Annotated in this window: 11 protein-coding genes and 1 tRNA gene; 6 read left to right on the top strand and 6 right to left on the bottom strand. The window is 54.3% G+C overall.

Features of this window, described 5'->3' with window-relative positions; all coding sequences use genetic code 11:
• Nucleotides 1-21: 21 nt before the first annotated feature.
• Nucleotides 22-1275: a type III sulfide quinone reductase, selenoprotein subtype gene (gene sqr / locus G0Q06_RS04965; protein ID WP_163963038.1), complete on the bottom strand. Its 1254-nt coding sequence runs from the start codon at nt 1273-1275 to the stop codon at nt 22-24.
• 8 nt (nt 1276-1283) lie between these two features.
• On the bottom strand, nt 1284-1607 hold the full coding sequence (locus tag G0Q06_RS04970; protein ID WP_163963040.1) for an ArsR/SmtB family transcription factor: 324 nt from the start codon (nt 1605-1607) through the stop codon (nt 1284-1286).
• A 182-nt stretch (nt 1608-1789) separates the two neighbouring features.
• On the opposite strand from G0Q06_RS04970, the gene G0Q06_RS04975 reads away from it, so the two are divergent.
• The 5 genes from G0Q06_RS04975 to G0Q06_RS04995 all read left to right on the top strand — a co-directional run bounded on the left by G0Q06_RS04975 (nt 1790) and on the right by G0Q06_RS04995 (nt 9088).
• Nucleotides 1790-3373: an acyl-CoA carboxylase subunit beta gene (locus G0Q06_RS04975; RefSeq protein WP_163963041.1), complete on the top strand. Its 1584-nt coding sequence runs from the start codon at nt 1790-1792 to the stop codon at nt 3371-3373.
• Between the two features lie 35 nt (nt 3374-3408).
• The gene (locus G0Q06_RS04980) at nt 3409-4941 is read left to right on the top strand and encodes an ATP-binding protein (RefSeq protein ID WP_163963043.1); all 1533 of its coding nucleotides are present in this window, start codon (nt 3409-3411) and stop codon (nt 4939-4941) included.
• Nucleotides 4938-5450 carry an acyl-CoA carboxylase biotin carboxyl carrier protein subunit gene (locus G0Q06_RS04985; protein WP_163963044.1) on the top strand — a complete coding sequence of 171 codons (513 nt, stop codon included), beginning with the start codon at nt 4938-4940 and terminating at the stop codon, nt 5448-5450. The genes G0Q06_RS04980 and G0Q06_RS04985 overlap by 4 nt, the downstream gene beginning before the upstream one ends.
• A 386-nt stretch (nt 5451-5836) precedes the next feature.
• Nucleotides 5837-8056 (top strand): APC family permease, encoded by a 2220-nt coding sequence (locus tag G0Q06_RS04990; RefSeq protein WP_163963046.1) that lies wholly within the window; start codon nt 5837-5839, stop codon nt 8054-8056.
• Nucleotides 8057-8074: 18 nt separating this feature from the next.
• Nucleotides 8075-9088 (top strand): glycoside hydrolase 5 family protein, encoded by a 1014-nt coding sequence (locus G0Q06_RS04995; protein WP_238710265.1) that lies wholly within the window; start codon nt 8075-8077, stop codon nt 9086-9088.
• Nucleotides 9089-9092: 4 nt separating this feature from the next.
• Here the strand turns inward: G0Q06_RS04995 and G0Q06_RS05000 are convergent, their stop codons facing one another.
• Nucleotides 9093-10847, bottom strand: coding sequence for a hypothetical protein (locus G0Q06_RS05000; protein WP_238710267.1), 1755 nt, complete (start codon nt 10845-10847; stop codon nt 9093-9095).
• A gap of 152 nt (nt 10848-10999) precedes the next feature.
• Here G0Q06_RS05000 and G0Q06_RS05005 point away from each other — a divergent pair.
• Nucleotides 11000-11075, top strand: a tRNA-Ile gene (locus tag G0Q06_RS05005).
• Between the two features lie 79 nt (nt 11076-11154).
• On the opposite strand, the gene G0Q06_RS05010 is transcribed toward G0Q06_RS05005, so the two are convergent.
• The 3 genes from G0Q06_RS05010 to G0Q06_RS05020 all read right to left on the bottom strand — a co-directional run bounded on the left by G0Q06_RS05010 (nt 11155) and on the right by G0Q06_RS05020 (nt 14311).
• Nucleotides 11155-12585: an MFS transporter gene (locus G0Q06_RS05010; protein ID WP_163963048.1), complete on the bottom strand. Its 1431-nt coding sequence runs from the start codon at nt 12583-12585 to the stop codon at nt 11155-11157.
• A gap of 246 nt (nt 12586-12831) precedes the next feature.
• On the bottom strand, nt 12832-13650 hold the full coding sequence (locus tag G0Q06_RS05015; RefSeq protein ID WP_163963050.1) for a mechanosensitive ion channel family protein: 819 nt from the start codon (nt 13648-13650) through the stop codon (nt 12832-12834).
• Nucleotides 13651-13750: 100 nt separating this feature from the next.
• On the bottom strand, nt 13751-14311 hold the full coding sequence (locus tag G0Q06_RS05020; protein WP_163963052.1) for a lipocalin family protein: 561 nt from the start codon (nt 14309-14311) through the stop codon (nt 13751-13753).
• Between the last annotated feature and the right edge of the window lie 66 nt (nt 14312-14377).

Genomic DNA, 14377 nt, shown 5'->3' on the forward strand with positions numbered 1-14377 from the left:
TAATTCGGTTTGGTTAAATGATTATGCGGAGGCCTTTGCCTTGTTCGGGATTTTCTTCCCAAGATAGGACATCCGGTGATCGACAAAGGGGATGGGGTAGCCCTTGAGCAACATGTGCCAGTAGACATACTTGAAGGCCAGTTTACCCAGATGGTTCAGGCGAGTCTGGCTGAGCAGTCCAAACGGACCGACATGCGGGAAGGGGAAATGGCCAGGGACCGGTTCCTGCTCGTAATTAAAGTCGAGCAGGAATCCTTTTCCAAACCCGGACTCAATGAAGCAATTGGCGTGTCCGTCAAAGCGTTCCTCCATCTCCTCGCCCTTCATGTAGGAGAGGATGTTTTCCGTCAGGACTTCGGCCTCGAAGTGGGCCACTGAGCCTGCCTTGGATGTCGGCAGGTCGGTGGCGTCCCCAATGACAAAGATGTTTTCCTTCGCCTTGGCCTGCAGGGTGTCCCGGTTTGTCGGAATGAAATTCAGTTCGTCCCCCATGTTGGAACGTTCTATCAGCCTGTCCCCCATGTTGGTCGGTACGGATACCAGCAGGTCATAGGGAACTTCTCGCTCGTCCCAGGAGACAATCTTGTGGCCTTCGTTGTCCACCGATCCGATGGCGAAGTCCTGTTCCACAATGATGCCCTTTTCCTCGAGGAGGTGGTTCAGGATGGCCGAGGCAACCGGCTTTGTGAACGCCCCGGAGAGCGGAGTTGTGTAGACAATCTCTGTCTTTTCCCGGAGGCCTCGCTGTGTCAGGTACCAGTCGGCCAGAAAGGCAAATTCCAGTGGCGCGACCGGACATTTGATCGGCATTTCCGCAATGTTGATGACAAGGCGCCCGCCTTGCCAGTCCTTCATCGCAGCCGTCAGTTTACGCGCTCCTTCAAATGTATAGAAATCATGACTACGCTTGCCCCAGTCCGATCCCGTTAGTCCATCAATTTCCTCTGGGGCGATGCGGCATCCTGTCCCGACAATCAGGATGTCATAGCCGAGTTCCTCGCCTCCGGCCAGGATCACCTTGTTGTCTTCCGGGCAAATTTGCTCAATTCCCGACTGGCGATACGTCGCCCGCGAGGGGAGAAATTTCTTCCGCGGCTTCTGCACGTCCTTTTCCGTGTAGACTCCGAAGGGCATGAAGAGGTAGCCCGGCTGGTAGTAATGCACCTCGCTCTGGTCGACAATCGTGATTTCCCAGTCCTTGCCTGCCTTCCGGCTCATTGTGTTGGCCATGATTGTGCCGGCAGTGCCCGCACCCAGTATCAATAGTTTCTTCATTTTTTTTCCTAAAGGTACTTTGCTTTGAAAAATTGGATCATTTCACGCACCCGGTCATCGGTCAGTCGATACACCATCCGCTTCGCGTCACGGTCGCATTCCACAATTCCCGCCAGACGCAGGATCTTCAGCTGCTGCGATAAATTCGATAGCTTCTCCGTTCCCAGTATCTCCGCCATCTCCGATACGCAGAAGTCTCCACGGCTCAATATGCAGACGATCCGGAATCGTTGCTTGTTCGCGATTAACTGGAATATCCCGATGACGTGGCGGCAAACCTCCTCGTTCCTCGCGAATTCCTCCCGTAGTTCCTGTCCAATTGAGTTTAACATCTGAATGATTGTTAAATAATAAAACCAATGGCCGCGGATCAAGAAAATTTATATTAGGAAAACATGGAATAAGAGTATCTTATGACCATAATGACGGATTTTTCTTGTTTCGAAGAAAAGATTGGCTTGTCAGGCGTATCACTTTTTTTGATAGATAATAAACCAACCTATTAATTTTGCTTATGCCAGAACAAGACGGACCGGAAAAGGGAGATGAAGTGAACCGCGAGCGGACGGAGGCCTTACGGGAACAAAAGGCGGCGATGCGGCTTGGCGGTGGTGAGGCGCGGCTAAAGGCGCAACAGGACCGGGGCAAGCTAAGCGTCTGGGAGCGGATTGAGTATTTATTTGACGAAGGGACCTTTGTGGAAGTGGGGGGCTTTGTGGAGCTGCGGAGCGAGCACTTCGGGCTGGGCAAGAAAAAGGCGCCCGGGGACGGCGTAGTGACCGGGTTTGGCCGGGTAAACGGGGAACTGGTCTACATGGCGGCGCAGGATTTCACGGTGTTGGGGGGCTCACTTGGGGAGATGCATGGCAAGAAAGTGGCGACGATCATGGACATGGCCATCCGCAACGGTGCGCCAATGATCACCCTGAATGACAGTGGCGGGGCGAGGATCCAGGAAGGGATTGGCTCCTTGTGCGGCTACGGCGAGATTTTCTATCGGAACACGCAGGCCAGCGGGGTGATCCCGCAGATCAGCGTGATCATGGGCCCCTGTGCGGGAGGGGCGGTTTACTCGCCCGGGATCACTGATTTTGTGGCGATGGTGAAAGGGACCTCCAACATGTTCATCACCGGGCCGGACGTGATCAAGACGGTGACCGGTGAGGAAGTGAGCAAGGAGGACCTTGGCGGACCGGAGATCCACATGGCCAAATCAGGTGTGGCAACGCACATCGGTGAGGATGACGAGTCGACGCTGAACTGGGTGGCGAAGTTACTCTCCTATATCCCGCCGAACAACCAGGAATCGGTACCGGTCGTGCCGCCGGTGGCCCGCACGACTGGCTTGCCCTTTTCCCTGCAGGATTTTGTCCCCTCAAACGCCAACAAGAGCTATGATATCCATGCGGTAATCGACGCGGTTGTTGATCCGCACAGTTTTCTGGAACTCCAGGAAGCCTACGCGTCCAATGTGGTGATCGGGTTCAGCCGTATCGACGGAATCAGTACAGGAATTATTGCCAACAACCCGAAGCACCTGGCTGGTTGCCTTGACGTCAATGCCAGTGACAAGGCGGCACGATTTGTGCGATTTTGTGACGCATTCAATATTCCCTTGCTCACGCTGGTGGATGTGCCGGGCTTTTTACCCGGCGTGGACCAGGAGTACTCTGGCATCATTCGTCACGGGGCCAAGTTGCTCTATGCGTACAGCGAGGCGACCGTTCCGAAATTAACGGTTGTCCTGCGGAAAGCGTATGGAGGGGCCTACATCTGCATGTGTTCGAAGCACCTTGGCGCGGATATGGTAGTGGCCTGGCCTGGCGCGGAAATCGCGGTCATGGGACCAAAGGGAGCAGTCAATGTGATCTTCCGGAAGGAGATTGCGGCCAGCGATGACCAGGAACAGGCGGCGAAAGATAAGGAGAACGAATACATTGAGACCTTTGCCAATCCGCGGATGGCGGCGTCCCTCGGGTATGTGGACGACGTTATTGAGCCGGACCAGACAGGCCACTTTGTACGTCAGTACTTATGGTCACTGAGCGATAAGCATGTTGAGCGGCCAATCCGTAAACACGGTAACATCCCGCTTTAAGGCAGAACCTGATCAATCATCGAAAAAGGATAACCATGTTCAAACGAGTGTTGATAGCCAACCGCGGACTGATCCAGGCCAACTGCGTGAGGGCGGTTAAGGAACTGGGGGCGACCGCCATCACGATATTTGATGATGAGGACCGGGACAGTGCGGGGGTTCGGAATGCGGATGAAGCATACCGCCTTGTGCTGCATGATCCACGCTTGCGCCCATATTTGGATCTTGAGCAAATCGTGGCGCTCGCGGAAAAACTCAAAGTCGATGCGGTGCATCCCGGATATGGTTTTCTTGCCCAAAACGCCAAATTCGCGCGTGAGCTGGAGAAGCGGGGCATATCAATCATTGCCCCGAGTGCGGGCGGCATGTTGAACCTTTCAGACAAGTCACGCGTAAAGGAAGCAGCCCGAAGTGCCGGATTACCGGTCTTGAAAGGCTCGGAAGCCTGCAGCGAAAGTACCCGACTACTCGAATTTGCGGAGCGCCTTGAGTTTCCCCTCCTGATGAAAGCGGTTCATGGGTTTGGCGGGATCGGAATGCGGGTCGTCAAGGATGCCAGTCGCCTTGAAAGTGCCTTCGAGGGGATCCAGACAATCAGTGGAAAGTTTCTCATGAATTCCCCCGAGGTTTTTCTTGAGGAGTATCTTCCCAATGCCCGGCATATTGAGTTTCCCGTTTTGCGAGACAAGAGCGGCCGGACAACGGTTTTTCCAGAGATGGAGTGTTCGCTGCAGAGGCGTTTCCAAAAGCTGCTGGCGGAAACACCTGCACCGGATTTCGATCCGGACATGCGGTCGCGCTTGCAATCGGAGATCCGCGTCCTGTGTGAGCGCTTGGACGTCTTCGGCTTTGCCTCGGTGGAATTCCTTGTCCATGAGGGCAAGCCGTACTTTATCGAGATTAACGGATATATCCAACCATCCCATACGGCGACCACGCTGCTGACTGGCGTAGACATGCTGAAGGAGCAGATCCGGTTGCTTTCGGGTGAGCCCCTGAAAGTGCGGAGCGAGGATCATAAACCTGACCGGCATGTCATCGGAGCCTACATCTTCGCCGAGGATCCGGAAAACAACTTCGAGCCGTCCCCAGGCCAGGTGGACCGGCTTTACCTTCCCTTCGGGGAGGAAGTTTTCATGCAGACCTCCATATTCAGCGGGGCAAAAATCTCACCCTTTTATGATCCGATGGTAGCGAAATTGCTGGTACGCGGACTTAGCCGTGAGGATGCCATCCTGAAAATGAGCATTGCCCTTGAAGAGTTTTTCGTGGAGGGCGTGAAGACGAACATTCCGCTTATGAGGGGAATTCTTAAATCGGATGCCTTCCAGTCGAGTTCCCTGACCCCGGACTTTATCAATCGCCCGGAGGACCGCGTCCGGCTGGTCGAAAGCCTCAAGTCGGAGAGCGATTGTGAAATTGCCGCCCTTGTTGCCGCCCTTGCCCTGCACCGCGATGGCGACACCATCAAACGGATGGAGGCACTCGTTGCCGAACGGGGCAAGGATTCCGTTCTCGGGGCAGCTACCCGGTGGCTTCGCCCACGCAAACCAAGGAGACCACTATGAATTACAATGTCCATTCTCCCAAGAAGCACTCGGTCACGATTGATCGTAAGGCCGACCTGAACGGCCTTTTCGAGGTCGCGGTGGATAAAGGCAGTTATTCGGTGGAAATCCGAAAGGTCCAGGACGACGGAAGTCTCAAGACTCTTATGATCGACCATAAAGTCTGTCCGGTGGAAGTGGAACGTCGGGGTGACGGCCTGCCGGTGCGGGTCTTTCTCAAGGGTGTGCCTTTTGACGTGGATATCTCGAAGATGGCTTCGACACGCTTTCGTCCGGAATTACCTGACCGTGAAATCAGCGGCGAAGTGCGTGCCAATTTGCCCGGACAAATTGTGGCCCTTTTTGTCAAGACGGGCGAAGCAATCACCACCGGGCAATCGCTGGGGATCCTTGACGCCATGAAAATGGAAAATGAGCTTTTGGCGCCCAAGGACGGCACGGTTAGATCTATTTCGGCACAGCCCGGACAGATCCTCGCCAAGGGGGATTTGATTCTGGAAATTGAGTAAGCACGCCGTGCATGCCACGCAGGGGCTCCGCATTTTGTGCACCCACCCACATCACCCAGGCCGATAGCCTGGGCTGGTATAGGGTCCCGGCCTTCGGCCGTCCGGTTTTTGGGGATGGTATGATGACGGCCAACGGCCGGCATCCATACCAGCCCGGGCTGGAGCGAAGCGAAGGCCCGGGTTAACGGTCCGCGTGGGTTAACGGTCCGCGTGGGTTAACGGTCCGCGTGGGTTAACGGTCCGCGTGGGTTAACGGTCCGCGTGGGTTAACGGTCCGCGTGGGTTAACGGTCCGCGTGGGTTAACGGCCGGGGCACCGGCAGGTATGCACCGTGATCGGCGAGGAATTTGCTTTATCCGTTAAGCGTTTTGAATACGGTGGGCCCCATGGCAGAGGGAGATCCCACCACAGAGAGCAAAAAGTTCGGTACGTTTCTCGGTGTCTTTACGCCCAGCGTATTGACGATCCTCGGCGTCATGATGTACCTGCGCTTTGGCTGGGTGCTGGGAAATGCCGGACTACTGCACACTTTGCTGATCCTCTGCATGGCCTCAGGGATCACCTTTATTACCGGATTAAGCGCTTCGGCGATCGCCACCAACATCCGGGTCGGGGTAGGGGGCGAATACTACATGGTTTCGCGAAGCCTTGGCTTGGAGCTCGGGGGCGCGATTGGGATTCCGTTGTTTCTTTGCCGGACGTTAAGCCTCACCCTTTACGCATTCGGATTGGCCGAATCCCTTGCCTTTGTCTGGCCGGCCGAGTGGGGGGAGCCCCCGGTTCAAGTCATGACTGGCGTGATCATCCTGTTCATCACCGCGGTGGCCGGGAAAAGCGCCAGCCTGACCTTGAAGCTACAGATCCCGATCATGATTGCCGTGGGACTGAGCATCCTTGCCCTTGTTGCCGGTGTCATGACCGGACCGCTACACATGCCTTCACTTGAGCCGAGTTATGAACGTTCTGCCCCAAGTGGATTCTGGTTAGTCTTTGCCGTATTTTTCCCTGCTGTGACGGGATTTACGGCCGGAATTGGCATGTCCGGCGATCTCAAGCATCCAAGAAAGTCCATCCCCATCGGAACGATTCTTGCCGTAGTGACAGGTTTTGTCACCTATGCCGTGATTCTGACATTGCTTTCAGTCACTGGTAAAGTCAGTGGCCAGCAGCTGGCAACCCTTGATCCCAATGCCCCTCCCATTTGGGCCAATATCGCAATTCTTGGGGTCTGGCTGATCCTTCCGGGCATGTGGGGGGCCATTCTTTCCAGTGCCTTTGGTAGTGCTCTTGGCGGTCCCCGCGTTTTGCAAGCGCTGGCTACGGATGGCCTCGTGCCGGGTATCCTTGCCAAGCTCAGCAAATCCGGACAACCCACCGTGGCCACCTGGGTCACTGGGGGCATTGCCTTGTTGGCGGTCTTGCTGGGTGACCTGAACGCCGTGGGACGGTTGGTAACAGTCTTCTTTCTGACCCTTTACGTGACAATCAATCTTTCCGCGGCACTTGAGAAACTGGCCCGCGAGCCATCCTACCGGCCACGGTTCAATCTGCCCGCATGGGTGTCCCTCTTCGGCTGCTTTGCGGCCACCGCGGTCATGTTCCTCATCAATCCGCTTTTCTGTCTGGCGGCCATTTTTCTCGAATTCCTTCTCCTGTTCTATCTTCGCCGGAAATCCCTTGAGCGCCGCTGGGGAGATGTCTGGGCCGGTGTCTGGAACGGACTGGCCCGGTTTGCCCTCTTGCGCTTGCGGAATACCGAGTCGCTGGCCCGCAACTGGCGCCCGCACATCCTCTTGTTCACAGCTAATCCAGATCACCGCCGAAGCCTCGTTCGGTTGGCTAGCGGCTTCAACCAGGAGCGGGGAATTGTTACGGTCTGCCGGGCTGTTGTCGGTGATCTTGACCAGGACTTTCGTAAGATCCCCGCCATGCAACAGGAAATGGAAGAGGCTATCGACAAGGAAGGCCTCGCCGCCTTCTGTGAAGTCAATATCGTCCGCAATTTCGAGGAGGGTGTGATCAATATCACCCAGGCAAATGGTTACGCTGGTCTGCAATCCAACACGATCATGTTTGGCTGGCCGGATGATGCGGAGGGCATGGCGCGCCTGCTAAGGATCTGTTCAACCGCTTCCCGCCTCAACATCAGCTGCCTACTGGCCAAGCTGGAAGACACCCCCACGATCCGGCAGAAACGCCTCCTCGATGTGTGGTGGCGCGGCAAGCAATACAACGGCGACATGATGCTTCTCCTTGGCCATCTCCTCACTTTAAATACCGATTGGAAGGACGGCAAAATCCGCTTGCGGACAATTGTGGCCAACAAGCGGGGCGAGAAAGAGGCTGTCACATACGCCCTGAACGAACTTATCCAGGAGGCCCGGATTCCCGCGGATATCGAAGTCTTCACAATGGATCAATCCACGCATTTGTTCGACCTCATGCAGTCCCATAGCCGCAACGCGGATCTCGTCTTTATGGGACTAAAAATACCCGAGGATATTGAATTGTTCGAATATGCGGATACGCTCTTCAAACTCGGTAATAGATTTTCGAACATTGTCTTTGTCCGCAATGCCGGAAAATTTGCCGGTGAACTGATTTAACACCCTAGCAACGCCCTCATGAAAAACATATATCTCCTCATCATCCTTGCCTGTCTCCTTTCCCTTACTGGATGCACCGACGGGAAGCGGGAATCCGTTTTGACCGCTGACCTGATTCCTGCCCAAAAGATCCTTGTCGATGGCCAGCCGTTTGAAATTAAGGGGATTTGTTACCATCCCGTTCCCAAAGGAAGCAATAAGAGGGATTTCTCCCTTTTGGCCGGGGATCTGGTCCTCATGAAAGAAGCGGGAATCAATACCATTCGCGTCTATGAGCCGATTGATGACCGGGCCGTGTTGGATCAAATCCGTGACGCTGGCCTCAAGGTGATCATGAATTTCGGATATAACCAGGATGGCAAATACGACATCCTCAGCGGAACCTTGTTTGAATATGTCAGACAGTACATGGACCACGAGGCGATTCTTCTCTGGGAGCTTGGTAATGAATTTAACTTTCATCCCGAGTGGTTTGGCGGTGATATCAATGTCTGGTACACTGCCCTGAACAATGCTGCCAAGTCGATTAAAGCCATCGATCCCGATCGTCTGGTTTCCACGGCACACGGGGAAATCCCGACCCCGGAGGTCTTCGAGCTTTGCCCGGACATCGATATCTGGGGATTGAATGTTTACCGCTGGGACGATCCGGGTAGCCTCCTGGTGGAATGGGTGAAGGATTTCCCGGGAAAGGCCCTCTACTTTTCAGAGGTCGGTGCGGATAGTTACATGACGATTCCCAACCTCGGCTACAAGCAGGGCTCGAATGAAAGAGCACAGGCCGATGCGGTCAGGACAATCCTTGAGGACATTGAGCCGTATGCTGAGATTTGCGCGGGCGTGGTTATCTTCGCCTTCAACGACGAGTGGTGGAAGCACGGCAATAATGATGTCCAAGACGTGAGTGGCAAGGATGGTACAGGTTTTCCTTATGACGATGTCGCCAACGAGGAATGGTGGGGAATCGTTACAATTGACCGCGTGAAGAAGGAAGTCTTTGGGGTGTTGCAGGAGAAATGGGCGACCCCCTGAGCAATCAGGGATTTTCACTAGCTGGATCGAAAAACTTGAGTTCCTTCGCGTCTGTCCGCGGGCCGAAGTCATTGATCGGGTGATTGATGCCGCCGTATCTTCCGGCAAAGGTGGTGATGTGTGTAAATTGGATTCCCGGCTTTTCCGGGCCCTCAATCGCACTGTGCAAGCGGACACCGGGATCACTGTCCGCACGGACCCCGAAGAAGCTGTAGATACCGAGTCCCCATGCATGGTGGGACTCAACGTGGTCGGCGACCTTGTAGGAGGCATAGCCGAGGGTCTCGCCAGACATCCATAGATCCTGACTCGGCGGGTCGTAGGGGATTTCAGACTGGTAGAAATAGGTCCTGCCGCGCTCGCCATTCCACAGGGTCTGGTACTCCTGGAAGTGCTCGTTGAAGAGACCAAAGATCGTCACGTCATCGCCATTCACGACAATACCATGTTTTGCCTTATTCACTTCCCATTCCGCACCGGCACCATGATCAGCCCGCCAGAGCCATGTATGGTCAATGATTACGTCATGACTATTCACTACAAGGCAGGTCTCGACCGTTCCGGGTATGGCGCCTCCAACCCGACAATAGATGTCATGCAGGCTGGACGGGTTATCCGCATGGTCACGATTTGAACCGGGTGGCCCGATCTCAAGCAGGGAAGGGGACTCGGTAAGCCCCGCATCAAACATCATTCCGGAAAGGATAATCCCCGGAAGGTCATCGGTTGCGAGGGCTGTTTTCCCGTTTGTTGGGACCAAAGTGGGGAGCCCAATGCCGAGGATGATTGTGTTCTCCCTTGATACACGGATCGTCTCCTCAAGGGAATAGATGCCGGGGGTAAAAAGAATGTGCTTTCCGGATGCCAATGCTTCGTTGATCGACGCGGCGGTGTCCGTCCCGGGAAAAGCTATATGAAAGGCATTGATGGGGATTAATTCCCCGGCTTCCTTGCCATCTTTCCAGCTTACTCCGTGAGTTGAGTGTGCCAATGCAGGGACGAAAACGGAGTAGCCGCCCGACTCATCAATCAACAGGAACGGTTTTTCGCGGATTACCGGAGTCCTTTGCACTACCGTGTTGGGCTTCACCGGCCACTCTTCAGTCGCGGCCCCGATCGTCCCGACAAAGGTCCGGTTCCAGTTGCCTCCCGACCATGATCCCAGCTCGGAATTCCGGGTAAACCATTGCTGGCCGGTGGTCAGGCGCGCATTCCCCTCGACAATGGAGTTGGCCAGCAGGCCTCCGCTTGCCCAGCCGCCTTTGTCAAACTGCAGGTCACCAAGAATGTGCATGCGCCGGTAAGGCGCGGCCTGCGAGACCGCCCAGTAGATAAGATCTTCCGTGGACCGTGGATGCACCTCGAAATTGCTGGCAGAACGCCAGAACATGATCGTGACATTGTTCGTATGCGTTGTCGCTACCGACTGGACAGATCCATTAATCCGGACATCTCCCGGGACACGGCCCAGTCCTGCGGCTTCCACGTGGTAATCCACCGTGACATCCAGGTCGTATTCTCCCGGCTTGAACAAGAGGGCATAGCGTTCCTCCCCGAATTGCGCGTGCTTCTGTTGCTTGTGCAGGCCGTCCAGAATTGCCTGGATCTCACCCTGGTCCTTCGCCGGATCAAAAACCATGACCTTCGGACCGAAGATGGACTGTGCAGCGGAAATCTCCATTCCAGGCCCTCCGTTAAAGCCGATCCAATAAATCCCTGCGAGAATTAAGATCAGGATAGGGAGAGCAAACCACTTCATTTAGTTCAGAGAATCGGCTTCCCGGAGAATGTCCAGTCACACCAATCCAGTAACCCGACTGAATTCTCCCTCCAATCACCCCTTTGATCGTTCCCAAGCCTGCAAAAACCTTGACCCGGTTGCTACGCCTGACAGAGATATTTCCCTCTACCGGGCCCATAGCTCAGCGGTTAGAGCAGGGGACTCATAATCCCTTGGTCGGGGGTTCAAATCCCTCTGGGCCCACCATCCTACGCTCCTCGCTCCGCTCGGAGCTACGGCTGGCAAGCCATTGAAGATAGCTCTGCCATTTTCCGCCGTATGGGTCCTACAATTCGCCGCGCCGCTCGACCAATTGGGCTTTGATCTCGCGTGCTCGTTTTTCGGTGATGTTGTATCCGAGCATGACGATTATGGCCATGGCGGCGGTTGCTGCCGGGATGAACATATCGGCTAATCTGAGCTGCGTCATGGTATCGGTGGCTTGGATTTGTACGCTGCCATCGAAGCCGACAAGTTTCAAGACCAGGCCACCAAGGAAAATTGCCAGCGCTTGTCCCAGTTTGACCATCAACCAGTAGATTGCGCCAAAGGTACCTTCTTTTCGTGGCATGCCGTTTCGTAGTTCGTCCAAGTCACAAACATCGGCGGTCATACTCATCATGAGTGTAAACAAACCACCAATACCGAAGGAGATGAGCGGGATCGGCATAAAAATCATCCATGGATTCTCCGGATTGAAGCCCCACCATTTGAGCAGGTAGCCGACAATCGAAAGGCAGGTGGAAATGATAAATGCATTTCGTTTTCCCCAGCGGTCGGCCATCCAGCTGACGATGGGAATGACCAGGAAAGCAGTGACAACGGCACTGATTGTGCCAAACCAGGCAGGCCAGTTTCCGGCAGCCCCGTAGTCGCCGCCGAACATGTGGTACAAAATGATGAAGAAGGCAAAGGAAGCGACCATCTGAAAGCCATTAAAAATCAGAAAGGTGGCAGCGCACAGCCTGACAAATGGAATATTGCGGAAGGCCTGACCAATTCCCCTGAAAACTTCGATGAAGTTATTCGCCATTTCCTTAAAGGAGATTTCCTTCCTGTTTTCAATGTGGGAGGAATCAATGCCCCGGCAAAAGATTGCAGGAAGCAGCCCCAAAGTCGTGCAGGCGATAGCAACATATATGGCCAGTTCGCGAACCCCTTCAGCGGCACTATCAAACCAATTCTCATTAGCGACCAATACCCATAGCCAGGGCACAAACATCCAGGCAAATTGCCCTACAAATTGGGAAAAGGCCATGAGGTGGGTTCGCTCGTTGTAGTCCGACGTTAATTCGTAGCCCAATCCCACCAAGGGCGTTGCATACATTGTATTCCCCAAGGTAAACATCAGGGAAAGGATGAGAAAGTACCAGAAATTGTAGGTTTGCGAGTTACCGGTGTCGAGTTGCCAGAGGAGTGCAAAAATGACCCCGCTGAGAATAGCTCCGATGAAAATGTAAGGGCGCCGCCGGCCCCACCGGGACTTTGTATTGTCGGTGATAAACCCCATGATCGGGTCTGTAATCGCATCGAGCAATCGGGGAATAGCTCCCAATAATCCGGCAAGGAGGGGATCCATGCCGAATTCGATGATCAGGAAAGCTGCAAATACGCCAAGGGCGGCAGGAAGGAGATTGAGCGTCAGGGTGCCTGATCCGTAGGCCGCTTTTTGGCCCAAAGGCACTCGATCTCTGTCGGCTGTATGAGGATTAGCCATATCTTTGTTATGTTAAGGAGGGGGGGGTAAGTGTAGGGTTTTGATGAATCAGATGAGATCCACGTATATTGGTAGATGACTTATTTTGGATTCCTATCAATGGTAAAAGTCCCAAACGCTATTTGGGTACCAGCTTACCCAAGGATCTACTCAATAATGAGTAAAAGCCTCAGAATACGCCCTGAATATCGCTCTAGTCACCGATACCGCCGGGCCTCACGCGCGGTCCATAGATGGCGAGCCGGGTCAGGACTCGTTCTTCTGGAAAAGGTGCACGTCGCGCTGTGGAAACGGAATGACGACACCAGCCTTGTCGAAGGCCTCCTTGATCTGGCGGGTCAACCTGAGCTTGGTGGACCACCAATCGGCGCGTGGGATCCATGCCTGAACGATGAGGTCGACTGAGCTTTCGTTGAGTTTGACCACTTCCACCATGGAAGCAGGATCATCGAGTACCTTCTCTTCATCTGCGAGGACTTGCTTGACGGTTTCAATGGCCTTACCGATGTCGTCCGCGTAGGAGATGCCGAAAGTTTCATTGAAACGGCGCAAATCATTGTGTGTCTGGCTGAAGTTGATAAGAATATCTCCCCACAACTTGCTGTTGGGGATGAAGGCCTTCGGGCCGTCCGGTTCGTGCGCCCGCGTCGCCATGAGGCCGATTTCATCGATCAAATAGACGGATCCACTCACCTTGACGGCCTCCCCGTTTTTAAACGGTTTTAGGATCAGGATCATGACACCGGCAGCAACATTCGAAAGGGTGCCTTGCAGGGCCAGGCCAATGGCTAGGCCGGCCGCACCGAGGGCGGCGACAATGCTGGTCGTGGCAACCCCAAACTGGTTCAGGGTGGCGGTAATGGTGAACAGTATTACCGCCACAAAAGCGATCTGGGCGAAGAGGGCCCCGACGGTGTCGTCAATTCGCCCAGATTTCAAGGCCAGCCGCTTGATCCAGCGCTTGATCCATCCGGCAACAAGATAGCCGATAACCAGCGTGATGATCGCTCCAATGACGCGGAGCCCGTACAGTTGGATGACTTGTTCTATGTTGGTTGTGTCCATAATAATAAGATACTACCAGAAATCAGGCCAATTTCCCCAATATACAAATTGATTCCACAAGATTCCTTGATGAACCGAGGATTTTTCCGGGCATTACTGATTAAAGGCCCGCATCAGCGAGCGGTTTGCGGCTGCCGATGGACTCAATCACGCGGAGACGCTCCTGATCGCTTGACCAGTCATGTGGAAGCCGCTGGATGAGGGACCGTTCAAAACCGACTGCCTCGAGCTTTTTGAGCATGTCCTCGTAGTCGCCATCTGAAATGGTCGGAGTCCGCTGCATGATCCAGGCATATTTACGGTTCGGGTGGGCGATGATTGTCCGGTTGTAGTCATCGGACAGATAATAAATGATGTATTGTGCCTTGAAGGGCCAGATGAACTGCATCCGCCATTCGGCGTTCGTTTCGGCATTATAGACCGTGCCAACCGGCGTGTGGGTCTTCAGCTTGGCATCGAATCCACCATCGCGGTACTGGTAAGTGGTCCGGATCTTTCCATCAGGAGCCAGAAAATAATGCTCCACGGCATTGTGTGCCTTCCCATCGACAAGGATTGGCGTGTAGCCCACGACAAACCACGCCCCCATGAAGCGATCCAGATCGACCTGTGACGGAGTGGGGAGGGGAGCCTTGCTGGCGCAGCCGGTTGTAATAGCCATTATGACAGAGGTTAAAATTAAGATCAGTGGTCGAGAACTACTAATTCGCATGTGGTAAGGTCGGCT

This window comes from Oceanipulchritudo coccoides (genome assembly GCF_010500615.1).
Lineage (GTDB): Bacteria > Verrucomicrobiota > Verrucomicrobiia > Opitutales > Oceanipulchritudinaceae > Oceanipulchritudo > Oceanipulchritudo coccoides.